This window comes from Paenibacillus sp. G2S3, assembly GCF_030123105.1.
Taxonomy (GTDB): Bacteria; Bacillota; Bacilli; order Paenibacillales; family Paenibacillaceae; genus Paenibacillus_AQ.
In genome coordinates, this window is the sequence record NZ_CP126095.1 from 3,031,441 (window position 1) to 3,056,818 (window position 25,378).

The 25,378-nt window shown below is 40.1% G+C and carries 30 protein-coding genes; 26 read left to right on the top strand and 4 right to left on the bottom strand.

The window, feature by feature from the left end; translation table 11 throughout:
- Positions 1-2: 2 nt before the first annotated feature.
- From QNH28_RS13235 to QNH28_RS13295, 13 genes are all read left to right on the top strand, one after another.
- Positions 3-788 carry an ABC transporter permease gene (locus QNH28_RS13235; RefSeq protein WP_036686696.1) on the top strand — a complete coding sequence of 262 codons (786 nt, stop codon included), beginning with the start codon at positions 3-5 and terminating at the stop codon, positions 786-788.
- A 113-nt stretch (positions 789-901) separates the two neighbouring features.
- Positions 902-1,531, top strand: a complete 630-nt coding sequence (locus QNH28_RS13240) for a hypothetical protein (RefSeq protein ID WP_283911748.1) — start codon at positions 902-904, stop codon at positions 1,529-1,531.
- A 34-nt stretch (positions 1,532-1,565) separates the two neighbouring features.
- Positions 1,566-2,036 (top strand): GNAT family N-acetyltransferase, encoded by a 471-nt coding sequence (locus tag QNH28_RS13245; protein WP_283911749.1) that lies wholly within the window; start codon positions 1,566-1,568, stop codon positions 2,034-2,036.
- A 191-nt stretch (positions 2,037-2,227) separates the two neighbouring features.
- Positions 2,228-2,905: a response regulator transcription factor gene (locus QNH28_RS13250; protein ID WP_283911750.1), complete on the top strand. Its 678-nt coding sequence runs from the start codon at positions 2,228-2,230 to the stop codon at positions 2,903-2,905.
- Positions 2,902-3,909, top strand: coding sequence for a sensor histidine kinase (locus tag QNH28_RS13255; RefSeq protein ID WP_283911751.1), 1,008 nt, complete (start codon positions 2,902-2,904; stop codon positions 3,907-3,909). The genes QNH28_RS13250 and QNH28_RS13255 overlap by 4 nt, the downstream gene beginning before the upstream one ends.
- An 83-nt stretch (positions 3,910-3,992) precedes the next feature.
- A complete protein-coding gene (locus QNH28_RS13260; RefSeq protein ID WP_481858367.1) occupies positions 3,993-4,715 on the top strand; it encodes an ABC transporter ATP-binding protein in 723 nt (240 codons plus the stop codon).
- On the top strand, positions 4,712-5,485 hold the full coding sequence (locus QNH28_RS13265; protein ID WP_283911753.1) for an ABC transporter permease: 774 nt from the start codon (positions 4,712-4,714) through the stop codon (positions 5,483-5,485). Before QNH28_RS13260 ends, QNH28_RS13265 begins: the two co-directional genes overlap by 4 nt.
- A complete protein-coding gene (locus QNH28_RS13270) occupies positions 5,482-6,249 on the top strand; it encodes an ABC transporter permease (RefSeq protein ID WP_283911754.1) in 768 nt (255 codons plus the stop codon). Before QNH28_RS13265 ends, QNH28_RS13270 begins: the two co-directional genes overlap by 4 nt.
- Before the next feature lie 208 nt (positions 6,250-6,457).
- A complete protein-coding gene (locus QNH28_RS13275; RefSeq protein WP_283911755.1) occupies positions 6,458-6,769 on the top strand; it encodes an ArsR/SmtB family transcription factor in 312 nt (103 codons plus the stop codon).
- Positions 6,770-6,850: 81 nt separating this feature from the next.
- Entirely contained in the window at positions 6,851-8,026 is a 1,176-nt protein-coding gene (locus tag QNH28_RS13280; RefSeq protein ID WP_283911756.1) for an MFS transporter, read from the top strand.
- 168 nt (positions 8,027-8,194) lie between these two features.
- Positions 8,195-8,815 carry a thermonuclease family protein gene (locus QNH28_RS13285; protein WP_283911757.1) on the top strand — a complete coding sequence of 207 codons (621 nt, stop codon included), beginning with the start codon at positions 8,195-8,197 and terminating at the stop codon, positions 8,813-8,815.
- A gap of 162 nt (positions 8,816-8,977) precedes the next feature.
- A complete protein-coding gene (locus QNH28_RS13290) occupies positions 8,978-9,754 on the top strand; it encodes a (S)-benzoin forming benzil reductase (RefSeq protein WP_283911758.1) in 777 nt (258 codons plus the stop codon).
- Positions 9,755-9,904: 150 nt separating this feature from the next.
- Positions 9,905-10,360, top strand: a complete 456-nt coding sequence (locus tag QNH28_RS13295; protein WP_283911759.1) for an NUDIX hydrolase — start codon at positions 9,905-9,907, stop codon at positions 10,358-10,360.
- Between the two features lie 74 nt (positions 10,361-10,434).
- Here the strand turns inward: QNH28_RS13295 and QNH28_RS13300 are convergent, their stop codons facing one another.
- A complete protein-coding gene (locus tag QNH28_RS13300; RefSeq protein WP_283911760.1) occupies positions 10,435-10,971 on the bottom strand; it encodes a TetR/AcrR family transcriptional regulator in 537 nt (178 codons plus the stop codon).
- Positions 10,972-11,093: 122 nt separating this feature from the next.
- Here QNH28_RS13300 and QNH28_RS13305 point away from each other — a divergent pair, with 122 nt between their 5' ends.
- The 10 genes from QNH28_RS13305 (at position 11,094) to QNH28_RS13350 (ending at position 19,709) form a co-directional block, all read left to right on the top strand.
- Entirely contained in the window at positions 11,094-12,194 is a 1,101-nt protein-coding gene (locus tag QNH28_RS13305) for a hypothetical protein (RefSeq protein ID WP_283911761.1), read from the top strand.
- Positions 12,195-12,367: 173 nt separating this feature from the next.
- A complete protein-coding gene (locus QNH28_RS13310; protein ID WP_283911762.1) occupies positions 12,368-13,471 on the top strand; it encodes a PRK06851 family protein in 1,104 nt (367 codons plus the stop codon).
- A 149-nt stretch (positions 13,472-13,620) separates the two neighbouring features.
- Entirely contained in the window at positions 13,621-14,364 is a 744-nt protein-coding gene (locus tag QNH28_RS13315) for an AzlC family ABC transporter permease (RefSeq protein ID WP_283911763.1), read from the top strand.
- Positions 14,361-14,672: an AzlD domain-containing protein gene (locus tag QNH28_RS13320; RefSeq protein WP_283911764.1), complete on the top strand. Its 312-nt coding sequence runs from the start codon at positions 14,361-14,363 to the stop codon at positions 14,670-14,672. Before QNH28_RS13315 ends, QNH28_RS13320 begins: the two co-directional genes overlap by 4 nt.
- Positions 14,673-14,704: 32 nt before the next feature.
- On the top strand, positions 14,705-16,213 hold the full coding sequence (gene pdxR / locus QNH28_RS13325) for a MocR-like pyridoxine biosynthesis transcription factor PdxR (protein WP_283911765.1): 1,509 nt from the start codon (positions 14,705-14,707) through the stop codon (positions 16,211-16,213).
- 106 nt (positions 16,214-16,319) lie between these two features.
- Positions 16,320-17,294 (top strand): ROK family protein, encoded by a 975-nt coding sequence (locus QNH28_RS13330; protein ID WP_283911766.1) that lies wholly within the window; start codon positions 16,320-16,322, stop codon positions 17,292-17,294.
- Positions 17,295-17,392: 98 nt separating this feature from the next.
- Positions 17,393-17,662 (top strand): PQ-loop domain-containing transporter, encoded by a 270-nt coding sequence (locus QNH28_RS13335; RefSeq protein WP_283911767.1) that lies wholly within the window; start codon positions 17,393-17,395, stop codon positions 17,660-17,662.
- Between the two features lie 26 nt (positions 17,663-17,688).
- Positions 17,689-18,171, top strand: coding sequence for a GNAT family N-acetyltransferase (locus QNH28_RS13340; protein WP_283911768.1), 483 nt, complete (start codon positions 17,689-17,691; stop codon positions 18,169-18,171).
- A gap of 23 nt (positions 18,172-18,194) precedes the next feature.
- On the top strand, positions 18,195-19,073 hold the full coding sequence (locus QNH28_RS13345; RefSeq protein WP_283911769.1) for a serine/threonine protein kinase: 879 nt from the start codon (positions 18,195-18,197) through the stop codon (positions 19,071-19,073).
- A 102-nt stretch (positions 19,074-19,175) separates the two neighbouring features.
- A complete protein-coding gene (locus QNH28_RS13350; RefSeq protein WP_283911770.1) occupies positions 19,176-19,709 on the top strand; it encodes a hypothetical protein in 534 nt (177 codons plus the stop codon).
- 12 nt (positions 19,710-19,721) lie between these two features.
- On the opposite strand, the gene QNH28_RS13355 is transcribed toward QNH28_RS13350, so the two are convergent.
- Entirely contained in the window at positions 19,722-20,153 is a 432-nt protein-coding gene (locus tag QNH28_RS13355; protein WP_283911771.1) for a DUF4395 domain-containing protein, read from the bottom strand.
- A 435-nt stretch (positions 20,154-20,588) separates the two neighbouring features.
- On the opposite strand from QNH28_RS13355, the gene QNH28_RS13360 reads away from it, so the two are divergent.
- Together QNH28_RS13360 and QNH28_RS13365 are read left to right on the top strand one after the other, a co-directional pair.
- Complete coding sequence (locus QNH28_RS13360) at positions 20,589-21,158, top strand: TetR/AcrR family transcriptional regulator (protein ID WP_283911772.1); 570 nt, start codon at positions 20,589-20,591, stop codon at positions 21,156-21,158.
- A 49-nt stretch (positions 21,159-21,207) separates the two neighbouring features.
- The gene (locus QNH28_RS13365; protein ID WP_283912140.1) at positions 21,208-22,662 is read left to right on the top strand and encodes a DHA2 family efflux MFS transporter permease subunit; all 1,455 of its coding nucleotides are present in this window, start codon (positions 21,208-21,210) and stop codon (positions 22,660-22,662) included.
- 161 nt (positions 22,663-22,823) lie between these two features.
- On the opposite strand, the gene QNH28_RS13370 is transcribed toward QNH28_RS13365, so the two are convergent.
- Positions 22,824-23,642, bottom strand: a complete 819-nt coding sequence (locus QNH28_RS13370; RefSeq protein ID WP_283911773.1) for an SDR family oxidoreductase — start codon at positions 23,640-23,642, stop codon at positions 22,824-22,826.
- 58 nt (positions 23,643-23,700) lie between these two features.
- Positions 23,701-24,234 (bottom strand): PadR family transcriptional regulator, encoded by a 534-nt coding sequence (locus QNH28_RS13375; RefSeq protein WP_283911774.1) that lies wholly within the window; start codon positions 24,232-24,234, stop codon positions 23,701-23,703.
- A gap of 233 nt (positions 24,235-24,467) precedes the next feature.
- Here QNH28_RS13375 and QNH28_RS13380 point away from each other — a divergent pair, with 233 nt between their 5' ends.
- On the top strand, positions 24,468-25,376 hold the full coding sequence (locus QNH28_RS13380; protein ID WP_283911775.1) for a hypothetical protein: 909 nt from the start codon (positions 24,468-24,470) through the stop codon (positions 25,374-25,376).
- Positions 25,377-25,378 lie beyond the last annotated feature (2 nt).

The window sequence follows — 25,378 nt, forward strand, 5'->3', positions numbered from 1 at the left end:
ACATGTATTACCTTGGATTATTAATTGAATACATTAAAAACTATATGAAGTCCCGACTCACCTATCGTGCAGATTTTTGGGTAGAGGTCATTTCAGATTTGCTCTTTCAAGCTACAAACTTTATCTTTATACTAGTAATCTTCATGCATACGGATAGCCTAGGCGGCTGGAATCAGAACGAAGTAGTGTTCGTTTATGGGTTCTTTATGGTGCCTTTTGGGGTGTTTAGTTGTTTTGTGAATCTATGGGGATTCAGCGAGCGTTACATCGTTAAAGGTGAGATGGACCGTATTCTGACACGTCCGGCACATAATCTGTTCCAGATCTTTTTGGAAAATGTTGATCCACCAGCACTTATGGGCTCATTCATAGGTATTATTATTATGGCCATCAGTGGCAGCAATCTGGGACTTCCCTTTGAATGGTGGACGATACCGGCTCTGATCATACTTACGTTAAGTGCGGTCGCAATTTATACTGGGATTTATACAACATTGACTTCATTGTCTTTCTATTCGGATGCTCCAACGGGTATTCTGCCGCTAATGTACAATATTCAGACCTATGGGCGTTACCCTGTAACGATCTACAATCGTGCTATTCAGGTACTTCTAACTTGGATTATCCCGTTTGCATTCGTCGGGGTATATCCAGCAGCGCTTTTCTTGCAGCGTGAAGAAATGACTAGCCTTGCTCTGATGACACCAGTTGTAGGTGCTATATTCCTTGGAATTGGTCTGTTAGCTTGGAGCTATGGAGTTAGAAGATATAAGGGTGCGGGATCTTGAGTTAAGCTTGTGTTTTGTTATGTTGGAAAGGCTACCTTCGGGTAGTCTTTTTTTTACTCCTAATTCATCAATATGCTAAAATCATTAATGAATACAATAGGGAGGAATCATAAATGAATGTGATAGATACTTTACCAGAACCCGAAAACTTAAAAAAACTTTTGAAAATACTTTCTTCTCTAAATATTGTCCTATGTCCAGAGGAATGGCTTCGCTATCATAGTTTTGTTTCTGAATTCGATAAGAATGTTTCCTTAGCATCGATTGATAATGGATCAGGTGATAATTTGTTTATTGTTTTTGCACCTCAAGGAACGATAATTAAAGGATTTGATCATGAGTCAGAAGTAAGTCCATATGCGCGCGACGAACATGAGGTTTGGCCAGGAATCTATGAAGAAGTCCCAACCTCACTATTGTCTTTACTGGAAGATGAGGCGATAACTAAGGAAGATGTTACTTTTTGCTTTTGGCGTGAAAATAATGACTTGACGTGGCAGCAGGGGGAGGTAGAGATTCCAGCGGGAGTAGAAGATGGTTCGGACTTTTTACTAGGAACTATTTTCCGCACAGCAGAGGATTTTGTGGAATTTGCCGAAGGTTATTTTGAACTCACACTCCCCTTAGAGGTTGTTGCACAAGTTTATGAGGGTGCAGCCATTACGAAAGAGATGATCAAAGCGTTAAATCCTGATGGTGACATAGAGCAAATCCTTCGGGATTTAGCGGAGTTAGACTCATAGGTGCTTATTGATTTTGAACATAAGGTGGTGCGAAATGAAACTTTACATGGAAAAGCTGAATGCTGATGTTGCAACTGATATATTAAGCTGGCGATATGAACAACCGTATGATTTTTACAACAATGAACAAACGCCTGAAGCCATAAGTGAAATGCTTGCAGAATCATATTTTTCCGTATTTGATGATAACAAAGAGTTAGTAGGGTTCTTCTGTGTGGGAAACTCGGCGCAGGTCCCAAATGAGTTATATACATATTCTCAGGATTTTATTGATGTGGGTTTAGGAATGAAGCCTGAGTTAACCGGACAGGGAAATGGGACTCTATTTTTCACAGCTGTTCTAAGCCAAATTGATACAATGTTCGGGAAAAGCTCGAAACGTCTGACCGTGGCAAAGTTTAATGACAGAGCGATACGATTGTATGAAAAACTTGGATTTAGCCGGAAAGCTGAATTTATAAAAGGAAGTACTGTATTTATTGTTATGATTAATAGTTCAGATTAGAAGGAGGAGATCTTATATCTCTTTCCCCAAACATCGCTTTACGAGAGTAAGCCCTGCCACAGAAACAAAATAACCTCAGCCCTTTTATGAAACTCTATTAACGAATCGTAAAATTGTCTTAACTGGAAACTATTCTTTAGATTGTGTTAATCTGTCTAATAGTGAGCTCAATTTAGAGAGAGGGTTGTTACTTGAAAAGAAACGTTTTATATATTGAAGATAATGAGAAAATAGGCAGCTTTCTAAAAGAAGAATTGGAAAAGCGAGGATTTTTAGTTCAGTGGCTGCTTTCTGGTGAAGGAGCCGAAAAAGAAGTGAACCAGCACGAAATAGTTATTTTGGATATCATGTTACCCGGTTTAGATGGATTTACTGTGGGAAAACGATTAAAAAAGGCAGCTCCAGCTGTTCCTATTTTGCTGTTATCTGCTCGAACATCGATAGATGACAAGGTAGATGGTTTACAATTTGCTGATGACTATTTAACGAAACCATTCCATACGGATGAATTAGTTGCAAGATTAGAAGTATTAATACGTCGAAGGGGTGTAACTCATTCCGAACGCATTTCATTAGGTAATTATATTGAAGTAGATCGAGAAGTCCAAATGGTATTTGACAAAATCTCAGGAGAAGAAATTATATTGACAGGGAAACAACATCAAATTTTAATGTACTTCTTACGCCACCCTAATCAAGTTTTACCAAAAGAAAAAATCTATGAAGCAATTTGGGAAGAAGCATATATCACTGGCGATAAAACATTAATGGTACATATCCATCGACTGCGACAAAAGTTGGAGCGTCATCCAGATTCCCCAGAGATTATTGAAACGTTGAAGGGGATAGGCTATAGGGTGAAACTATGAAACAAACTAGATCATTATTTCGTCATTTTCTAAAAGGACATTTTCTATTTATCTTTTTGCCTCCAATTATACTTATTTTCTTATCTGCGTTCATTGAATCTCCTATTAATGGAGAAGAGCTGAATACGTTAAATCTATTTTACGTTGTACTACTTTTGTTTGGTTTTATTATTGTCGCATTTGTTGTAATATCTTGGATTTTCTTCTTAAGACTTCGTAAACGTCTCACCCTCTTACAGGAAGTCATGTCATTTTCAGCTAATAATAATTCATTTCCTAAACCAATATCTGTTCAAAGTGATCGTATGGATGAAATAGACCAGTTAGGCAATTCTTTTAATTGGATGATTCAGCAGCTTGAAGACAGTCGCAAGCGAGAACATGAAGAGGAATTGTTACGACATCGACTCATAGCGAATTTATCTCACGACTTACGAACGCCACTTACCATTTTGAGAGGACATGTCACCCGATTAAATAAAGAATCAATGAGTCTAGAAGGACAAAACTCATTAACAGAGATGAATCATACGATTACAAGAGTCGGAGATCTAATGGATGATTTACTTTCCTATACATTGCTTACATCAGGGAAACATCCTTTTGGGCCTACTTCAACAGATATTGGACGTTTAGTAAGAGCATCTATTGCTGCGTGGTATCCTGTATTTGAAGAACAAGAAATTCAGTTGGATATTGATTTACCGGTAGAAGAGACTTTTTATTGGGAAGCAGATCCTAAATGGATGACACGGGTTCTGGATAATTTATTTCAGAATATTCTTCGTCATGCAGCAGAGGGCAAATATGTAAATATTGTGGTTGATGTAGAAAAAGAACAGATTATTGTTGCAGACAGAGGTCCAGGTATGGATAACTCTTCCTATGAGCGTGGAGCGGAGATTGGTTTATCGAGTTCGAATTATATGTTGAAAAAAATGAAGCTGAAAGCTGACTTTACATCAAATGAAAATGGCACAAGAGTAGCTATTGGTAGAGCTTAACCTAAAGTTAACCCAGAAGTAAACAGCATGATAACCGAGATGTAACTTTGCTACTTTATAATTAGAACCATAACAGAAAGGAAGTGTTATGGTTGCTTACAATTAATAGCTTAGTCAAACATTGCGGAAATCAAGAAATCTTATCAGGTATCAGTTTTAAAGCTAGACCAGGCAGAGTAACTGGTTTCTTAGGTCCAAATGGGGCAGGTAAAAGTTCTACACTTCGTATCCTGCTTGGATTAGATCGTGCCACCTCAGGGAGTGCGCTAATTAATGGAAGGCCATTCGCAGAATTACATAATCCTCTAGCAACAATAGGTGCTGCACTTGATGGATTTGGAGCTCACCGTATGCGAACAGGAAGGGCACATTTGCGTTGGATTGCTCGTGCCGCAGGATTGCCTAACTCACGTGTCGAGGAAGTTCTGGAAATCGTAGGTCTTACTAATGCTGCTGGGAAAAGAGTTGGGAAGTATTCCCTTGGCATGGGGAGAAGACTTGGAATCGCAGCTGCACTACTTGGTGATCCAAAAATATTGGTTTTAGATGAACCCGTAAATGGACTCGACCCGGAAGGCATTCGGTGGATTCGGATATTTTTACGTGAACGAGCTGAATCTGGAAACACGGTGTTACTATCAAGTCATCTAATGGGAGAGCTTGCAGAGACGGTTGATGATGTGGTGATTATTAAGCTTGGAACCATCGTTGCAGATGGAACATTGGAAGAAGTAATAGGTAACTATTCCACGCTGGAGGAAGCCTTTTTTGCCCTGACATCTGAAATTGCAGGTGATGTTGTATGAGAGCATTTAATGCGGAACTATCTAAGTTGTTCTCCTTACCGGGTATTTGGCTTGCTTTTCTCATTGGAGCGTTTGCACCAGCGCTTATTGCTGCCTTGGACAGCATAGCACAAAAAGAGGAGATTATAGCTGGAGTTAGCACGCGGCTATCTGAAGTTGGCTATATCGGATTAGTTCTTGGTGTGCAAGGTGTCATTATTCTTGGTGTGCTTGCTGTCAGCAGTGAGTATTTGACAGAAAGCAGTGAATCTGGTGGAGGACAACAGATAACAACGAGCTTAACTGTTATTTCATCCCGGTTTCATTTTTTACTGGCAAAAGCAGGTGCTGTGACTGTGATCAGCATACTGCTTTGTATTGTTGCGATTATGACAACTGTGTCAGCAACGCATCTTATACTTGGTGTATATGCCCCCGCATTTGAATGGACCAGACTTATCGGTGCAGTTTGTTACTGGACATTTACTGCTCTTTTAGCACTTGGAATTACTTTTCTAACTAAGAATGGCATCCTCCCGCTTGCTGTGCTCATAATAAATTCATCCGTTGTATCCTTTAGTGTCCTGCTTTATAGGGTTACAAAGTTGGCGTTTTACTTACCAGATAGGGCTGGCGCTGAAATGTTTATGTTTACGAGCGACACGTTCACAGGCAGTTTATTCGACAGATATCACACCCCGTTCACAGGGGGGTTAGTCATGTTTGCCTGGGTAGTCGTTATTTTCATTGTTGCAGCTATTGTATTCCATAGGAGGGACGTTACAGCATGAATGTCTCATCTAGTAGAAAGATAACACAAATCCTTGGTGCTGAACTGGATAAATTAATTACATTACCATTGATATGGCTCACTCTTATGGGTACATTCATTCTTAATTTAGCTTTAACTGCAGCTTTTACTTCTGCTGGTCTGCAAGGGGCAGCAGGAACACAAAGTATATTGAATATAGGACTTGCTTCTATGGGATATCTTCAAGCAGGGTTCATTATTCTTGGTATCTTAGCTACTTGTTCGGAGTATACTGGTGGACAGATTCGAACCACTTTAACTACGATACCTTGGCGTGGGTTTCAATTATCCACGAAGCATTTGGCATTGGCGATTATAACCATTCCTGTGGCGTTTATTATTACTGCATCAGGTGTACTCTATACTTTTATTATGATGAGAGACACAGCAGTAATGTTTGAAATAGACACAGTGATAACAACATTAGTAGGTGCAACAGGCTATCTAACATTAACCACACTTCTCAGTGCAGCTATAGGTGCTTTATTAAGACGAACCACCCCTGCTTTAGTGGTACTGCTTGGTTATTATTTCATTGTCAGTCCATTGACGAGAGTTTTTCTACCTAGTATTAAAAATTATTTAAATTATTTTCCGGATACGGCAGGATCTTATATGTATATGCCGTCTTCCTCTGATGAAATAAATGTCCTTACACCAATGCAAGGAACAGGTATTTCAATTTTATGGACACTGAGCTTTATTACAGTAGCTATTGAATTTTACCGTAAGCGAGATGCCTAATTTAGGTTTCATCATTTTGAGAAAATAAGGAAATGAATTTACCCCTCTGGTAAAGGATTGGCTTCGAGCTACTCAAAAAAAATCGATGAAAATCCACTTCATTTTCATTCCATAGTTGAACTATGGTTCTACATAACGATATTGCAACAACAGAGATACCGGCATTTTTTATATTTACAAATCTATAAAAGTAGATATAATAATAGACATGGAACCTTTATTGATATTTAAAGCTTTGTCTAATGAGACTCGTAGTCAAATTATGATGTGGTTAAAAACTCCGGAGGAATTCTTTGATGAAAAGCCTTATTTACAACAAGGCCTGAATTTTCGAATTGGAATATGCGTGGGAGATATTCAAGCTAAAGCGGGACTTGCACAGTCTGTAATCTCGAGTTATTTGTTGACTATGCAAAAAGCTGGATTGTTGGAATCTGAGCGAATTGGAAAGTGGACGTACTATCGCCGAAACGAAAAGACAATTCAGGAATTTTCCGAGTATATTAAAAAGAATCTATAAACGAGAGGGGGAAGGTGTTTTTTTGGAATTACATATCTACAAATCTATATATGTAAATATGATTGGAGGATTACATTTAATATGAAAAAGGTTAACCCGTTGCTTATCATTATTCTGGCTTTAGGTGTATTTGGTATTATCACTACGGAAATGGGGATTATAGGTGTTCTACCGCAGATAACTCAAAAATTTAATATATCGACTTCACAGACTGGATGGCTTGTAAGTATATTTGCTTTAGTCGTTGCGATTTCAGGACCATTTTTGACATTACTCGCTTCTGGTATTAATCGTAAATTTATTTTATTAACGGCAGTGCTTATTTTTGCGATATCAAATATTGTTTATGCTTATACATCCATGTTTGAAGTAATGTTGATTTTCCGTATTATCCCTGCTATATTTCATCCCGTCTTTTTTTCGGTAGCTCTTGTGACCGCAGCCCAACTTGTCCCTCCAGAACAGAGTACCAAAGCAGTTACAAAGGTTTTCGCCGGAATCACAATCGGGTTTGCTTTTGGTGTGCCTTTGACTTCTTATCTCGCGGACAAAATATCATTAGAAGTTGCTTTCCTGTTTGGTGCTGTTGTAAGTATAATTGCCTTTTTAGGGATACTCGCTTGGCTTCCTTCCATGCCTGTTAAAGAAAAAATGTCTTATGGAAAGCAGCTTGGGATATTACGCAAACCCTTATTATGGTTAAATATTGTGACAGTTATTTTTATCTTTGCAGCTATGTTTTCTGTATATAGTTACTTTGCTGAGTATCTTGGTCAAGTAACACATATGAACGGGTCATGGATAAGCATCATGTTGATGGTCTTTGGTATAATCATGATTTTTGGGAATTTTTTATTTGGGGGCCTTTTGCATAAAAGTATTACAAAGACCGTCATCATGTTTCCTCTGCTATATGCGGTAACTTACTTTTTCGTTTATTATCTAGGATCTTATTTTATTCCGATGGTTATTATCATAATCATTTGGGGGGCAGTGCATTCCGGCGGACTCATTGTCAGTCAAGCATGGTTAACGACCGAGGCAAAAGAAGCTCCAGAATTCGGTAACAGCTTGTTTATCTCATTCTCCAATCTTGGGATTACTATAGGAACTTCTATCGGTGGCTGGTTTATTTCTCACTCGGGTATACATGAACTCCTCTGGATTGGAATTATGTTTTCACTGCTTGCTTTCTTAACGATCATAGTCAAAATTAAAATTTCTAGATCTAGTGTAGTCGAAGTAAATGTACATTAACGGGAAAAGATATTCATAAAAAAGCGATAGCCAAGTATCTTGATTTCCAGGTACAAAGCTGTCGCTGTTTTTTTCATTAAGTCTCTTGTCTTGTGTTTTTCACTGTTTTGCTTTATTTTAATTAGACCCCATGAAGCTATTACATATGTAAAAGAAAGAGGTTTATCCATGAGTAAAATGTATCTAGTAAAAATCTGCTTAGCTATTACCCTCCTACTCGGAATAACTACCGGTTGCACAATCACCGAGCAGTCTACTCCGGATCAAGCTCCATCTATAACAACAAGTCCTAGCCCTAAATCTGATGCTACCGCAAAGAATACAGAAGGGGACAACAAACGTTTATTAGATGCTAAGGTAACACGGGTAGTTGATGGTGACACCATGAAGCTGACTATCGACGGTAAAAAAGAAACGATTCGTTTGTTACTAGTTGATACTCCTGAATCCGTTAATCCGAACATTCCTGAGCCACAGCCATTTTCCATAGAAGCCTCAGATTATGCCAAAAAGATGCTTACTAATAAAGATGTGCAAATTGAACTAGATGTATCAGAACGAGATAAATATGGTCGTCTGCTCTGTTATCTCTATATCGATGGCAAAATGTTTAATGAGCTTCTGCTAGAGCAGGGCTATGCACGTGTGGCATATGTATTTGCACCTAATACGAAATACGTAGATCAATTTAGAGCGATTCAGGATAAAGCAAGAGAGCAGGGAATCGGTATCTGGAGTATTGAAAATTACGCGCAAAACAATGGTTTTCATGTTCCCAAAACGCAATAAAGATCTAATAATATCAGCATTTATAGAGCTACCATGAGGTAGCTTTTTTTATATTAGGAAGAACATTCACCTAATGGATGTATTTGACAAGTTGATGCTTTAAATGTGATACTCTAGTAGTTGGTACTAGTATCAGGTTACAATTCGAGGAGGATTGCCCTTATGAAATACTTCATAATTACAGGAACTTCAAGAGGAATTGGAGAGTCTATAGCAGAACAACTAGTCTCTGCTGATCACTATCTGTTTTGTATCTCACGTGAAAGAAATGAGAGTTTAGTAGGTAAAAATAGTAATATAACCTACTATGAATTTGATTTGAATCACATTCATCTGATTGAATCTCTGATGGGGAGTATTTTCAATTCTATTGACGTGTCAAAAGCGGAGGGAATCTACCTTATTAATAACGCTTCAATGATTGCTCCTGTCTCATTTATTGATACGGCTAGGATTGATGAAATAACGGGAAATATAAATGTGAATTTATTAGCGCCCATTATACTAACCTCAATGTTTATAAAATATACGAATGGTCATCTAATCGACAAAAGGATCTTAAATATATCATCCTCTTCTGCTAAGAATCATCATCCTGGTATGAGTCTGTATTCAGCAGCAAAAGCGGGGCTAGATGTTTTTTCACAATGTGTGGGACTAGAACAGAATCACTCCAAAACACCAGTTGGAATTGTATCCATCTGGCCAGGAATGATTGATACCAATCTGCAAAAAGAGGCTAGAAGCCAGGATAAATTAACATTTCCATCAGCAGAGATATTTGAGGTAGTTAAGGATTCTGGTATGCTCACAACACCACAGGAAACAGCACAACAAATCATTGAGTTTTTGTTTAAGCCTAATTTTGAAAACGGAGCTGTTGTGGATATTTACGATTATTCAAAGCTTCAACAGCATTTAAGTGTATCTACAGAATAAAACAACTACTTTCTGGAGGGTATTATGCGAGCTATAGACTGCAGCAATTATTATTGGCAGGATGATGATCGGATCTGGGCTTACTAAAGATGAGTTTCTGGAAAAAAACAAAGCAATATAAGCCGTTAAGGAGAGAGAGGATGCTGTTTAATGAGCAATTATATTATGGAGCTAAGAAAACTAGTAGGTTCGAGGCCGCTTATTATGGCAGGAGCCTGTGTTTTATTATGTAACGAGCAACAATTACTATTACAACGCAGAACGGACAACGGTTGCTGGGGATTGCCAGGTGGCTCGATGGAGTTAGGAGAGACTTTAGAAGAGGTTGCTAAAAGAGAGCTTTTTGAGGAGACAGCTTTACTAGCCAAGGGGCTTGAATTGTTCGACATGTTCTCTGGACAAGAGCTTTATTACAAATATCCAAACGGTGATGAAGTATATAATGTCGTAGCTGCTTACCTATGTACAGAATTTGATGGGGCGCTTAAAGAAGACGGAATTGAAGTCCAAGAAGTCCGTTTTTTTAATTATGGAGAATTGCCCAGCGAGTTGTCTCCTCCAGATGTTCCAATCATTAAGAGATTTATGGATCGTTTCGTGAAGTAAGGTAGGACGTTGTTTGAAATAATAAAAAGGGCTGCCAAGTGGTAGCCCTTTTTTCAGCATAATGATAAACATTTCTATACATTAAAAAAATCTAAAGTCATTTTGGCCATTTCCTCTGGCGTTTCAATACAACCACGAATGATCCACTTTTTCAAAATGCTCCATAGGCCTCCGGCCATCATGGTTCGCATATATTCCTTCTCAATTTCATTCTGGTATTCTCGTCTAGTGCCCACAAGATGATCCATCACCTTTAAATAATGAACATACTGGTCATTAAGAAGGGCGAACAATTGATTTTGGATCAAGATGTTAAGAAAGTCTTCGTGTTTTTTCCAATAAGTGAAATAGACTAATGGCATTTCATGAGGGCCGAAGTTCTGAACCTTAATATATTCATAAAACTCTTCGAACATCAAATCAATGATGGCTACGAGCACAGATTCTTTAGATGTAAAGTGACGATAAAAGGTTTTTCTTACAAGTCCCGCTTTATCACATATCTCTGTAATGGTGATGCTGCTATAGGTTTTCTCTTGTAAAAGCCCAAGCATTGCATCACATAACCACTTCTTTGACCGCTCCGCAATAGGATTAACGCGAGTGGACATGTCACAAATCACCTCCTATGTGTAACCTGAGTCACTATTATTGACTGTCTAATATAGACCCAAGTATAATCGACCCTATCAAGTTACACAAGTGTGACATTTATATAGATTAGGAGGGTTTTATGATGAGCGATAAGGTAACCTTAGCAAATCGTAAAGAAGATTATCAGAGACTAGGAATCACAAAAAAGCCTGCCACCTGGGAAGATGGAATGAGAACAAACGGACAGGCGGGAACTTTTGAGTGGTGGTATTTTGACGCTGAATATACAGATGGTAGCAAGGTTGTTGTTGTATTTTACACGAAGGATGGGTTCGACATTAAAGGTGAGGCTTGTCCATCGATAAGATTTGAACTGACATTGCCGGATGGAAGAAGCATTACGAAATTATTATCTGAAAAGAAAGGTAGCACCATTCGAGCTTCCAAGGAAAAGTGTGATGTGAAAATTGATCGAAGTAGCGTCCAATATTCGAATGGACAATATTTGATTCATTTTGTAGATGACGAAATTGATTATCGCTGTACTATGAAATCAATCTTACCAATGTGGCGACCTAAAACAGGATATATGTACTTTGGAGAGAAACAAGAAGACTTTTTTGCTTGGTTTGTTGCCCAGCCTTCCGCTAAATTGGAGGCCGTACTGACTCTAAATGGAGAACGACGTGAATTAGTAGGAAACGGTTATCACGATCATAACTGGGGCAATGTTGAAATGAATAAGGTAATTAATCATTGGTACTGGTGTCGTGCGAATGTCGGACCCTATACTGTGATTTCATGCGATATCATTGCAGAGAAAAAATACGGCTATAAGCGCAGTCCTATAATCATGATTGCAAAAGATGGTGAGATCCTAGAGGATCAAGAAGAACATACAAAGATCGAGCGTAAGGACACAATTAATCATCCCTTTACAAAAAAATTCATGGATAACAAGTTGAAATTTACTCAATCGTCGGGACATAACACATCGTATCAAATTGAATATCACCGAAAAGATGATCTTGTTGCGAGTTCTTTATTAGCTGGAATGAAGCTTTCCCTCCCCCTAAAGATCGCTATAAAGGTATTGAAAATGAATCCAACGTATGTGCGCTGTATCGGGACAGTCACTTTGAGAGTCAATAAGAATGGGAGAGAAGAGGTATATGAGCAAGAAGCTTTGTGGGAACAGATGTTTTTTGCTAAGAATAAACACGCTATTATTCATGAATAAGAGGAAACTTGTAAAGAAGTATTTAGACAAAACAGAGAAACGGTTTGCTGCACTCTAATCTCCAGGATTAAAGCAAGTGGAAGTTACTATCTTACGCCAAGTGTCACCTTTCCCATGGAACATTAATACGATGGAACATGAACCATGACATTAGCCCGGAAAGGTGTGCGATTATGAACGGAACAATCCTCAATTTCTTTGCTGGCGGCAATACGGCTCACGGCTTCTACAGCCTCTATGAGTCATCATTGCAAAATTTAACTCGTTTGTATGTTTTAAAAGGGGGCCCAGGTACGGGGCAGGCCAAACTGATTAGAGAAATCGGAGAGCAGTTGAATCAACAAGGTTATGAGATCTGGTTCATCCACACTGCATCAGATAACGATTCATTCGACGGAGTGATTATTCCCAAATTAAATATAGGAATTGTGGATGGAACAGCTCCGCGTGTAATAAACCCTGAACTGCCTGAAGAGTCTATCGTATTCGTAGATTTGGAGCAGGCCGCCGATCAGTTCCAGTTGAGCCAGCAGAAGCTGGAAATCGATAATTTAGTTGGAGCAATTAAACAAGAACATGAATTGGCATATGCTGGCTTTGCTGAAGCGCTTCGCATTCATGACGAATGGGAAGCGATTTATATCGTGAAAATGAATTTCCAAGCAGCCGATGAGCTGACGCAGGAGTATATTAAGCTTCTGTATGGTGATCAGAAATCTGAAATAAACAGCCGGGTAGATCATCGTTTTTTAGGTGCTGCGACGCCTAAGGGAGCAGTGGATTTTGTCCCTAATCTAACCGCAGGCTTAAAAAGATATCTGGTTAAAGGACGTGCGGGCTCCGGAAAATCCACACTGTTGAAGAAAATAGCGGCTGAAGGCATCAAGCGTGGTTTCGATGTTGAAATTTACCACTGTGGCTTCGATCCAAATAGCCTGGATATGATTATTGTACGTGAGCTTGGATTTGCCATTTTTGATAGTACGGCTCCACATGAATACTACCCAGATCGCGCCACTGACGAGATCGTCGATATGTATTCCCGGTGTATACAGCCAGGTACAGATGAAGAGTATTCCGAAGCTATAGCAGGCATTAAAGAACGATACTCCAGCACCATGAAACAATCCACACAACATCTGACAGATGCAAAGGTATTCCTAGGTGCGTTAAAGCAAATCTATGCTTCAACCGTGGATTTTGATCGAGTAGATCAGATTAGATCGCAGATCATACAGGAAATCAACGACATTGTTGAAAGTCCACTGGAGGTTTAAATCTTCATTTAAGATCGCTCTCTAAAGGGCGGTCTTTTTTTATGAGAACAGAAATTGGTATGGTACATACGCACCAATGCGGTTATTTCCACTGGAACTGTATCCAAGTATGCTCTTTCTAGGAACAACGATAAGGGAGAGAGAAACTTATGAATGATCAGAAAGTGATGTTTAAAACAGGGCTAAAAGATTCAGTCGCAATAGTTGCGGGATTTATCCCTGCTTGCTTTACGTTTGGATTGGTCGGTAAGGGGTTAGGTTTGGGAAGTCTGGAAGTGTTCTTATTGTCAGCGCTTGTATTTGCGGGGGCTAGTCAATTTATTGGCGTGAAAATGCTTGCCGCAGGGGCAGCGGCTCCAATGATCCTGCTACTTACCTTAATCATTAATTTGAGATATTTGTTTATCAGTTTATCCTTTGGAGGGCAGCTAAATCGTAATATCAGTGTACTAGCGAGAACTTGGATTGGCTTCAGTTTAACAGAAGAGGTATATGCAGTTAGTATGATCCCTCGAGAGGAAGGAAACCGTAAATCGGAGAATGAAAAACCTAACCAACCCTTAGGACTTCCATATCTACTTGGACTTCAAATTCCTCCTTATGTGGCCAACCTGTTAGCAACGGCTTCGGGGATAACCCTTGCTTCCTATATCCCAGCTTTATATTTACCGGCACTAAACACTTCATTATATGCCTTGTTGATTGCGCTTGTTGTTCCTCAATTGAAGGGCAGCTTACGAAATATGGCTATATGTATATCAGCTGCAGGATCATCATGGCTACTGTACTCCTTGCTGGGAAATTCTTCAATTCTAATAGCTATGTTGATCGGCATGGCAGTGGGTTCCTTATTTAAAGCGCAAGTCAAAGCCGAGAAGGGGGTATCCGTATGACCATCTTAATCATTATAGGTATGGCTGTTATTACATTTTTATTTCGATTTGTGCCTTTACTGCTTACGAATCATACGAATGGTTCTTCCAAAGTCCAAGCGCTGCTGGAGTATTTGCCCATAGCGGTTCTTAGTGCGTTAACGGTACCTGGAATCATTCAGGTAGATCCAGATGTTAATCTTGTGGGTATCGCAGCAGGGACTGTCGCTGTTATACTGGTATTAATTAGAAAAATTCCGCTGCTCCTCGTGATTCTAGGCTCTGTTTCCGCAGCACTACTCGTAAAAATGCTTACCCTGTATTTTTAAACAAAAGTCGGAACAGAAGGGGAGGACCTCTTATGAAGCATGATTTGCTGATCACACTCGATAAAGAACGACAAATTCCATTTAGCCGTCAAATTTACGAGCAAGTTCGAAATGCTATCCATTCTGGAGCTTTAAGTGGGGGTGACCCCCTGCCTCCGTCTAGAACTTTGGCCAATCAGCTTGGAGTATCCAGAAGTGTGATCCTTCAATCCTATGAGCTACTTCAGGCAGAAGGGTATCTGGAGATGAGAAAAGGGGCGGGAACGTTTATTGCGGAGCTGACCTTGGAGGAGAAAGTTATAAAAGATTATGAGAGCCCTTACAATTTTATAACGAAGGGACCTGATTTCCTTACGCTTAATCCTCCTTCTACTTGTGAAGTTGATCATTTGAACCCGGTATTCTGTGATTTTCGCCATGGTGTACCTGCTTGGGATGCGTTTCCTATGGATCTGTGGCAAAAAGCTCTAATGAACGCTTGCCGACGCGCCTCACCGGATACTTTAGGTTATGGTCCTGCGGAAGGTTCCCTGGGACTGCGCCGAGAGATTGCACGTTTATTACGTTCCACACGATCCATGCCCGTTGTTCCTGAACAAATTGTGATTACCTCTGGAGCTACGCAAGCACTCGATATTTTATCGAGGATTTTCTTATTTAAAGGTGACCATGTCATTGTTGAAGATCCATCACATAGCGTTGTACGTGAAATTTTTTCGTTTGCTGGGGCAGAAATCATCCCTGTTAAGGTAGATCAAGATGGCATCTGTGTGGAAGAAATTCAAACAAATAGTGATAACGGTAAAGAAGGTAATCATAAAAAATCACCAAAGCTAGTCTATGTCACTCCCTCACACCAGTTCCCTTTTGGGACGACACTGTCCTTGAAACGAAGAGTTCAGTTGTTGGATTGGGCCAAAGCTAATCATGCTTTTATTATTGAAGATGATTATGACAGTGAATATAGGTACGAGGGGCCGAAATTATCCGCGCTTGCGGGTCTAGATGTAGAAGGTAGAGTGATTTATGTGGGCAGCTTTAGTAAAGTATTATTTCCTTCTCTGCGGATAGGTTATGTTGTGTTGCCTCCGGCTTTGATTCAGCCTTTTTTGGCCGTTAAATGGATTACAGATCGTATGTCTTCTGCTTTGGATCAGGAAGCGTTAGCGGAATTTATTCAGAATGGTCACTATGCAAGGCATATTACACAGATGGGAAAGCTGTATGCCTCTCGTAGAGCTTGTCTCGTAAACAGCTTGAATACTGAATTTGGGAGTCGTGTACGATATTATGGCGAGGAAGCCGGGCTGCATTTACTGATTGAGCTGGAGTCGAATGCCGAAGAGAATCGCATTGCTGAAGTGGCGCTCCGTTACGGAGTTCGCGTATATCCTGCATCTTCTTATTTTATGGGGAGCAGACCTAAGGGACCAGTGTTTCTACTAGGCTATTCTAATCTCACTGAAAATCAGATTAAGATGGGTGTGAACAGCCTAATGTTAGCCGAAACCGAAGCCGCAGTTAATAGTAGTCATTTGTAATAAAAAAGTTGGAACTTTATCATATAACTTGCAAGTTCCCTCTATAGTTTCAGCCTTCAGGCATTCATAATGAAAGGTGAAGTTATTTCTAATTCTGGAGGTTCTTATGAAACGCTACATTATAGGGATTGATCTCGGTGGAACGAATATCAAAGCAGGGGTATATGATACCGATTTTATAGCTGTGAAAGAAATATCTACACCTACAGAAGCTGCTAAAGGCCCATTACATGTGCTGGGACGGATTAGAGAAGCTGTACGTTTGATTACTGTGGAAGCGAATATTTCATTAGATCTAGTAGTCGGTATGGGAATCGGAGTGCCCGGATTGCTTGATCCGGTTGTTGGGATTTCTTTTTTCTCACCGAATTTTCCGGATTGGGAGCATGTACATGTTGTTGACGAGATGAAGCAGTTTTACGACTTTCCTATTTTTATAGATAACGATGTAAGGGTTAATCTTTATGGTGAATGGCAGCAAGGTGCAGGCAGAGGTTACAACAATCTAGTTCTGATTACCTTGGGAACGGGATTAGGATCGGGAATCGTGAACGACGGAAAAGTGATCTACGGCACATCTTATAGCGCTGGTGAAATCGGGCATATGAATATGTACAGGAATGGACGTCCCTGCAAATGTGGAAGCTCAGGCTGCTTAGGTCGATATGTGTCTGCGATTGGCATGGTGAATACTTTTAAAGAGAAGCTGAAAGAAGGCCGCACCAGTATGATTCAGACCTGGACTAATGATCAAGCAGAGGAAATTACCGCACTAATGATATCTGAAGCCTACGAACTCGGAGATGCTCTCTCTATGGAGGTCATGCAGGAGACTGGAACTATACTTGGATTTGGATTAGCGAATGTGGTGAATATTCTCAACCCTGATCTTATTATTGTAGGTGGGGGGATGGCAGCGGCGGGCGATAAATTGCTCCAACCTGTAAGAGAGACTGTGAATCAGCATGCGTTGAAGCTTTCTGGCAGTAAGTGTGAAATTGTTCAAGCTGAGCTAGGAAGTCGTGCTGGAACTATTGGTGCCGCATCTTATGCATATAGTAAGCTTAAAGAAGCAGAATAGCTGATTGTTGCTTAGTGTTTTTCGTTATTTTGACATAGATTGGAACCAGATGGAGCCGCCCGGAATACAACAGTAATAAAATCCGTGGAGGTGCTCATATGTTTGCAATCATGCAATTAATAGGCGGAGTGATCCTGTCTTTAGGCTGGATTCCTCAGATTGTTCAGATCTTGAAATCAAAATCCGTAGCCGATTTAAATTTGAAGTCGTATTTGCTTATGCTGCTCGGGATTAGTCTAATGGAAGCTTATGCGATCAGTTTGGCGGTTACGGGGGTGGGTTTAGCTTTTTTGATTACGAATACGATGTCCTTATGTGTTGTGCTGCTGGTTATTATTCTAGTGATTAAATATCGAATAAGGTCATGAATGAAACATAGAAGGAAGGAAACAAAATGACGTACAGTTATCGAAAGGCCGTATCTGCGGACTATGCCGTAATATGTGCTTTTCCTAAAGATTCAATGGAAGTGTTCTTTATGTCGCCTAAGCTGGAATATCCGCTTACCTCTGACCAATTAGAGCAGGCTGCACAAGGCAGGGAAAAGCTAACAGTGATCCTGAATGAAGATGAACAGGTTATCGGATACGCCAATTTATATTACGAACAAGAACGAGATTTGTACTGGCTAGGAAATGTTATTGTTTCACCCGATTATAGAGGTAAGGGAGCCGCGAAGTTTTTGATCCGTACCATGCTTGCTGCTGCCAAAGAGGACTTAAAGCTTCGAGAGTTACATCTAGTTTGCCATAATGTGAATACAAAAGGGATGTTATTATACTCCAGATTAGGGTTTAAGCCATATGAAATTGTCAAAAGAACAGGTCCTCAGGAATCAACCATCGCCGGGATTTTTATGAAAATAGAGCTAACTTAGGTTAGTAAATTGCGGAGGTACATTTGAGCGAAAAATATTTTACATACGAAATCGATGCAGTAACTTTTCAATTACAAGCGCCTTGTGATTTTGCATGGTTATCTAAACTTGGTAGGGTGTTCAAGGTGTTCGACCAGCAGGATTCCGGAAATCTTTCTTTTGGTGTGGAGAAGGATGGTGATCAGAAGTATTTTGTGAAGTTTGCTGGGGCAAAGCCTTTGACTTACGATGGAAATCCCATGGATGCTGTTGATAATTTGATTAAAGCTATTCCGTTGTATAATGAACTTGAATCTGAAGCACTGATCAATCTAGTGTCACACTTTGAAGTTGGAGCGGGATATGCAGCGGTGTTTGAATGGTTTGAAGGTGAATGTTTACATTCGCATTGGCTTTTTGCGGGTGAAGCTAAGCTGAGCCATCCCGAATCGCCTTTTTACCGCTATAAGCAACTATCTGTTGAAAAACGTTTAGCGTCCTTAGACGTAATCTTTTCGTTTCATAAACATGTTGAGTTGCAGGGTTATGTAGCTGTCGATTTTTACGATGGAAGTATTCTTTATAATTTTGAGAACGATGAAACAAGGATTTGTGATATTGATTATTATAGACCTAAGCCAACTGAAAATGATCTAGGAGTGAACTTCTGGGGTTCAGCAAGATTCAAGTCACCGGAAGAGTTTATCTTGGGTGCACCGATTGATGAAGTAACCAATGTATTCAATATGGGCGCAACAGCATTTGTTCTTTTAGGAGGAGCCTCCGACCGATCGTTAGCAAAATGGGAAGTGAGCCAAGCGCACCACGAGGTTGCTTTACGGGCGGTTAGCCTGGAGCGGGAGCAGCGTTATCAAAGTGTGGCGGAATTTAAATCAGCTTGGGATAGAGCAGGAATTGTTTGAGGCGTTGGGAAGTGGGAACTGCTTAAGCTGCAAGATAAGAATGATAGCCCTGCTGTTGTCACATGATATGATTATTAAATAGAACAAGCAGGAGGGGTTTCATTGAAAAGAGACATTCAGCATGTTCCCTACGGCTATGAGCCACCGGTTGAACAACGCAAAGGGACGTTAGTATTTTACGATTCTTTTGAACATATATCCGATCATGAACTTGAAATCGCGGCAAAAACGGCAGCAGATCGACGTTTCACTAAGCTTGTGCTATATCCACTGCATGAGGAAACGGTGAGACGGATGACCAAAGAGCCGGTGAGCGCTTATTACAAGCGTGAGGACCGGCTGCATGAATGGAAAAGGGAGCAAGGACGTAGCTTTATCACGGTAGAGAGTTTGGAGGGGAAGCGAAAGAAGTATACTCCACTTGATTCTGCGCTTCGGCATCTTGTTGAGATCTATCCTTCACCGATTTTTTTGTATTTAACACCTGAAGTGGCGAATCAGTTCGCGTCTTATTCTTCTTTTGAAGAGTGGATTGTAAAAATTCGCTTATTGTTGCCATCTGCACCTTCATCACTACATCCAAGGCTTTTAAAATTTCGCCATCGCTGGGATGTTGTTGGAGAAGAACGAGATTAAGGCTTAACCAATTTAATTTGTGCTCTGTTTACGTCTGTAATTGTACATTCTCCACTGATAATGGATAAAACATCCGATGCAAAAACCAAGAATCGCAACAGTGGCGGCTACTGCAACGAGCGCGGTGAAAATATAAGCAGCAATCGTCCAGCCCGCGATGAAGCTGATTAAACCACCTGTGAGGCAGAAAACAGCAATGGTTTGATTAAACTGCTGCTGTGACCAGTCTTCGAGTACATAGTGCGAACGTTCTTTTCTCAGAAACTTTGCAGCCAGTTTAATGATGGGATTATAACCGAACAAGAGTCCGAGTAATCCGGCGAACAAGGGCAGCGCAAGTATCCAGTGCTGTCCTGTTAGCCATGTCAATATTACAGAAATGACGATAAACGCCTGATTAGTCTTTACTAAGGGTCGTGGGATTCCTTTGGGGACGTTTTGCATTTTATTCACACCTTTCTCATTGGAATAATTATAGTATACGCTGAGGTTGAGGGAATGGGAAGTAGATAATTTCGAGCTTGTAGAGGTGGGTGAAGAGCTATCGGACCCAAGAGACCTTATATACTCTAAAAGCAACCTTTTGTGTGATTATCGGACTCCAATGCAGCTATGCACAGAAATGTGGATGAAAACAACCTCTTTTGAGTGAAATAGCGCCGCTCAGGTCCGATAACGTGGGAAAAAGCCTGATTTAGCACAAATAGCTGCATCTTAGTCCGATGGTAGGATGGCTATAATGTACTTGGCGGCTAGAGTACACCCCAACTCTTTTCCACCAAATTACTTTTAATTTAAGTAATTTATATGTTGACATATCTCTTAAAAATATGGTTTTATTATGTAGACCAATTGTTATAATGCAAAGGAAGTGTCAGCGTGTCGAACAAGCCGAATATGCGTGAGGCGATTCTGGACACCGCTTCGAAATTATTTTTTTCTCAGGGATATCATGCAACAGGACTGAATCAGATAATTAAAGATAGCGATTCACCGAAGGGGTCTCTTTATTATTACTTCCCACACGGTAAAGAAGAGCTGGCTTTAACATGCATTAACCGGACTAGTCTAACAGTCGCTCAGAAGCTGAACTGTCATATGGAGAATAGCAATAGTGCAGCTGAAGCAATGGAGGACTTTATTCTCGGAATGGCTATGGAAGCAGTAGAATCTTCATTCGAGGGGATCGTTCCGTTCAGTTTTTGGTTAGCGGCGGAGACCTCTTGTATTAGTGAGGAGCTGCGGACTGCATGTAAATCTGTGTTTATGGACTTGCAGGATGTGATCAAGAAACGCCTTCTGGAAGAAGGTGTGGAGGGCAACACTGCAGCCGATAAGGCTTCAGTAGTAGTCTCATTATTTGAAGGAGCGCTTCTTCAGACGCTGACTTTACGGGATGAACAGCCGCTTCTCGCGGCGGCGAAGATTATCCCAGCAATACTTGGTTAGAGAGAGACAATAGATAAGAACATCAGGGGGATTAAGAGTGGAAGCAACTATGCAAGGAAAGCAACAAAAGGAAGTAAAGAAGTTTAAAACCATTCCGATTCTAGTCTCATTATTACTTGCAGGATTTATCGGAATGTTCAGTGAAACCGCACTAAATGTAGCTTTAAGTGATCTTATGAATGTCCTTCAAATTACTCCAGCAACAGCTCAATGGTTGACGACGGCTTATCTGCTTACACTGGGAATTCTAGTACCGATTTCGGGTATGCTGCTTCAGTGGTTCTCGACTAGACAGTTGTTTGTTGCTGCATTATGTTTTTCAATACTTGGAACGTTTCTAGCTGCAGTATCACCTAGCTTCGAGTTCCTATTAACAGCGCGTGTAGTACAAGCAATGGGTACAGCGCTCCTATTACCACTTATGTTCAATACGATCCTTATCATCATTGCTCCTGAAAAACGTGGGGCTGCGATGGGGATGATTGGTTTGGTTATCATGGTTGCTCCAGCGATCGGTCCTACTATTGCTGGACTTCTAATTGAAAGCCTAAGCTGGCACTGGATCTTCTGGCTGTCACTGCCATTCCTGGTGATCGCATTGATATTCGGAATCCTCTTCATGCAGAACGTAACGAAGGTTACGAAGCCGAAGATTGACATCCTCTCCATAGCATTATCATCAATCGGTTTTGGTGGTATTGTGTTTGGTTTCAGTAGCGCCGGTGAAGAAGCTGGTTGGGGAAGTCCAAAAGTAATCATAGCTATCGTAGTAGGTGTGGTATCACTCTTATTGTTCGGTTTGCGCCAAATGAAGATGAAGCAGCCTATGATTAATCTGCGTGCTTTTAAATATCCAATGTTCTCCATTGGTGTGGCTATGGTATTTATTTGTATGATGGTTATCCTGTCATCCATGTTGATTCTTCCAATGTATCTTCAACAGGGTCAAGGGTATACGGCGTTCAAGGCAGGTTTGCTGCTACTTCCAGGGGGGATTATTAACGGATTGATGTCCCCAATCATGGGTCGTCTGTTCGATAAATACGGTCCAAAATGGCTCGTTATTCCGGGTCTGATTATTGCAGCAACAGCTTTGTGGTTCTTCTCCAGTATTACTGTAGCTTCTACGGTCGTATTCGTAATCGTACTTCACAGTACGCTTATGATTGGTGTGTCGATGGTATTTATGCCTGCACAAACCAACGGAATTAACCAGCTGCCGCTAGAATTATATCCAGATGGTACAGCGATCATGAATACATTGCAGCAGGTTGCTGGTGCGATCGGTACTGCATTAGCTGTCAGCATTATGTCCGCAGGTTCTAAGAGTTATATGAAGACTGTGGCCGATCCAACCGATCCAGCGAATATATTGCCTGCGTTCACGAACGGTGTACAAAATGCATTTATTTTTGGAATGAGTATGGCTATTGTGGGTCTAATTCTTGCTTTCTTCGTGAAAAGAGTAGTTGTGAATCATAAAATGAATACACCAATGCATTAAACATTAAGCTTGTAAAAATCCCCTTACGGTAGATAGTGGAGAAGGTTCATGTACGTATGAACATACCACTGTTAATCGGAGGGGATTTTTTTACTCATAACAAGAAAGAGGGGCCTCTCCCCGATAGAATACCGAGAAGCGTTCACCACCTAACTTCTTTTTTAAGAAAAATGCTGGGCTATATTAGTCAGATATTCTTCTTCATCTGTATTTTCTTTCATATGAATGAGCATTTTTGCATCTTCTCCAACAATGTACCGGAATTGACTTGTCCCATCTGTGGCGGCTTGATATATTGTTTCCGCAACAATTTCTGGAGGCGAAGCATAGGAGGGCTGTTTTTCCATCTCACCCAATTTACCCAAAAATGCTGTAGTGAAGGGTTTATAATCCGTTAATGCATCATTAAAAAAGAACTCCATCGATCTTCCACCAAAGTCTGTTTGAATAGCACCTGGTTCAATTAACTTTACTTTGATGTTTTGTGATGCCAATTCATAAGATACGGATTCAGAAAAACCTTCTACGGCGAATTTAGTGGAATGATACAGAGACATCGTAGGAAAGGTTACTTTCCCTCCCATAGAAGAGATATTGATCAGTAAACCATCTTGATTAGATCGAAAATGTGGCAATATGGCTTTAGTCATACTGATAAGACCAAACACGTTCACTTCAAACTGTCTTCTGATCTGCTCATCTGTAGCTACTTCTATAAGACCCATGGTTCCATAACCAGCATTATTGAGAAGAACGTCAATTTTACCAAACCGCTTAATCGCTTCCGCTAACGCAGGTTGAATTGTGTCTGATTTCTCAACATCAAGCTGTAAAACCAATACATTATCAAGTGTAATAAGTTCACTTTCTTGTTCAGGTGAACGCATCGTGGCTACGACGTTCCATCCTCTTTCAGCAAAATGTTTTGCTGTAGTTCTCCCAATGCCAGACGAAGCACCCGTTATAAAAATTGTTTTCATTAACAATTCCTCCTAAAAGTTATCTGAGCGTTACATCTTCACTTGGTACGTACAAAACTTACTTCGTAAGCACTAACTGCTCCATGTTTGACAACCCTTCGGCAATGATTTTGAGTTTTGCTTTATATTCTTCAATGCCAATTTGGATACAGATGATCTGTGCTGGATGCATTTCATCTTTATAAAGTGAATACTGCTCAAGTAACTGATCTAACTTATGTTGTGATTCCTCCTGTACCTGCTTCAACCAAATAATCACCTTGTCATACCCAACAAATTCACCAAAGTATAGCCTCATCATAAAATCAGATTTCTTAATACTGTCAGCCTCTAGTGGGGCTAGTAAATAGGCGTTAAAACTATCTCTTCCTTTATCCGTGATGTTTAAAAGATTCTTATTAGGCTTACCTTCCTGCTGCACATTTTCCTTAGTTATCAAACCCTCCTTTTCCATGCGAGCAAGTGTGGGATAAATCGTTCCATAACTAGAACTATAGAAATTAGAGAATACATCCTCCAATAACTGTTTTATTTCGTAACCAGTCTTCGATTCTTTCATAAGCATGCCTAAAATAACATCCTGACTGTTCAAAATAGAACCTCCTTGTTATTTAGAAATATTTGTATATCACGCTTATAATATATCGTACCAATATATATTGTGTCAATATATATTATTTTGATACAGGTAACTTCATAGAAATCATAAATCTCTTGTGCCTTGAGGAATGTTTGGAATGGGTACTATGAACCAATTCGTTTCAGGTTATTTCCGTATGTCCAAATATTAAGTACAATTACACATATGGCAAAGGAGGTCATTAATTGAACTGGAAAAAATCAGGCTTGTTAAGTATTGCTATAGCCCTTGGTTCAGTGACAGGATTCAGTACTTTTGGTATAGAGCCAGTATCTGCCGCAACGGCAACGGAATCTGCAAGCGCCTATAATCAATTCCAGCAGTATGTACAGAAGCCGACAACTCTTGCTAGCGCACGTAATTATTTAATTAACCATATCAAAGAAATGGATACCTGGAGAGCGACTCAGATGACACTTCAGCTCGAGAATGCACAGAAGGCTCATTTATCTGTATACTCAGAAAAGGTTTTTCCGGACAAGATGCAGAAAGAGATAAATAGTGCTTTTTCCAAAAGCAAAAATCTAACCTATACCTCACTCCTTAATACGATCAAAGATGCCAACGTACGCAATGTGTTAATTGAAGGACGGGATAAGGGATATAAGCTGGAGACAAGCGAGGGCATGTACTATCCGGTGATGCATTATGAGGGTTTCAAAAGCTTTAAGCCTTATGTTACGAAGGACATCGCAGCTTATATTGATATCATGGCCACAGAATCTAATCAACCGAGTATATCTGATGCAACGATTGTGATTAGTTGGACCGAGTTAACGAACAGGGCGCTTGCGCTGGAGGATTTTGTAACCCAATATCCTGCTTCTAACCGTTCAACGGCTCTTCAAAAAGAACTTCTGATTGCAACTTCACGCCTATTGTATGGAACAAGTAACACACCTGCATATGACTATGATGAGCAAGTAATCAAACCAGAAGTAAAAAAGGCGTATGAGGAGGCACTAAAAAATAGCAAAGTTGATACTAGAATCCTTACGATTTTAGAAAAGCTGGTACAATTACTTAATGCCACAAATAATAAATTCACACCTGAAGTAGAAAAATTTCTAAATCAAACAGTTAACTCGAAATGAAT

Excerpts from the sequence above, each read along its gene's own strand:
- QNH28_RS13235 (WP_036686696.1), top strand. The coding sequence starts at position 3 with ATGTATTACCTTGGATTATTAATTGAATACATTAAAAACTATATGAAG.
- QNH28_RS13240 (WP_283911748.1), top strand. The coding sequence starts at position 902 with ATGAATGTGATAGATACTTTACCAGAACCCGAAAACTTAAAAAAACTT.
- QNH28_RS13245 (WP_283911749.1), top strand. The coding sequence starts at position 1,566 with ATGAAACTTTACATGGAAAAGCTGAATGCTGATGTTGCAACTGATATA.
- QNH28_RS13255 (WP_283911751.1), top strand. The coding sequence starts at position 2,902 with ATGAAACAAACTAGATCATTATTTCGTCATTTTCTAAAAGGACATTTT.
- QNH28_RS13265 (WP_283911753.1), top strand. The coding sequence starts at position 4,712 with ATGAGAGCATTTAATGCGGAACTATCTAAGTTGTTCTCCTTACCGGGT.
- QNH28_RS13270 (WP_283911754.1), top strand. The coding sequence starts at position 5,482 with ATGAATGTCTCATCTAGTAGAAAGATAACACAAATCCTTGGTGCTGAA.
- QNH28_RS13275 (WP_283911755.1), top strand. The coding sequence starts at position 6,458 with ATGGAACCTTTATTGATATTTAAAGCTTTGTCTAATGAGACTCGTAGT.
- QNH28_RS13280 (WP_283911756.1), top strand. The coding sequence starts at position 6,851 with ATGAAAAAGGTTAACCCGTTGCTTATCATTATTCTGGCTTTAGGTGTA.
- QNH28_RS13285 (WP_283911757.1), top strand. The coding sequence starts at position 8,195 with ATGAGTAAAATGTATCTAGTAAAAATCTGCTTAGCTATTACCCTCCTA.
- QNH28_RS13290 (WP_283911758.1), top strand. The coding sequence starts at position 8,978 with ATGAAATACTTCATAATTACAGGAACTTCAAGAGGAATTGGAGAGTCT.
- QNH28_RS13295 (WP_283911759.1), top strand. The coding sequence starts at position 9,905 with ATGAGCAATTATATTATGGAGCTAAGAAAACTAGTAGGTTCGAGGCCG.
- QNH28_RS13300 (WP_283911760.1), bottom strand. The coding sequence starts at position 10,971 with ATGTCCACTCGCGTTAATCCTATTGCGGAGCGGTCAAAGAAGTGGTTA.
- QNH28_RS13305 (WP_283911761.1), top strand. The coding sequence starts at position 11,094 with ATGATGAGCGATAAGGTAACCTTAGCAAATCGTAAAGAAGATTATCAG.
- QNH28_RS13310 (WP_283911762.1), top strand. The coding sequence starts at position 12,368 with ATGAACGGAACAATCCTCAATTTCTTTGCTGGCGGCAATACGGCTCAC.
- QNH28_RS13315 (WP_283911763.1), top strand. The coding sequence starts at position 13,621 with ATGAATGATCAGAAAGTGATGTTTAAAACAGGGCTAAAAGATTCAGTC.
- QNH28_RS13320 (WP_283911764.1), top strand. The coding sequence starts at position 14,361 with ATGACCATCTTAATCATTATAGGTATGGCTGTTATTACATTTTTATTT.
- pdxR (WP_283911765.1), top strand. The coding sequence starts at position 14,705 with ATGAAGCATGATTTGCTGATCACACTCGATAAAGAACGACAAATTCCA.
- QNH28_RS13330 (WP_283911766.1), top strand. The coding sequence starts at position 16,320 with ATGAAACGCTACATTATAGGGATTGATCTCGGTGGAACGAATATCAAA.
- QNH28_RS13335 (WP_283911767.1), top strand. The coding sequence starts at position 17,393 with ATGTTTGCAATCATGCAATTAATAGGCGGAGTGATCCTGTCTTTAGGC.
- QNH28_RS13340 (WP_283911768.1), top strand. The coding sequence starts at position 17,689 with ATGACGTACAGTTATCGAAAGGCCGTATCTGCGGACTATGCCGTAATA.
- QNH28_RS13355 (WP_283911771.1), bottom strand. The coding sequence starts at position 20,153 with ATGCAAAACGTCCCCAAAGGAATCCCACGACCCTTAGTAAAGACTAAT.
- QNH28_RS13365 (WP_283912140.1), top strand. The coding sequence starts at position 21,208 with ATGCAAGGAAAGCAACAAAAGGAAGTAAAGAAGTTTAAAACCATTCCG.
- QNH28_RS13370 (WP_283911773.1), bottom strand. The coding sequence starts at position 23,642 with ATGAAAACAATTTTTATAACGGGTGCTTCGTCTGGCATTGGGAGAACT.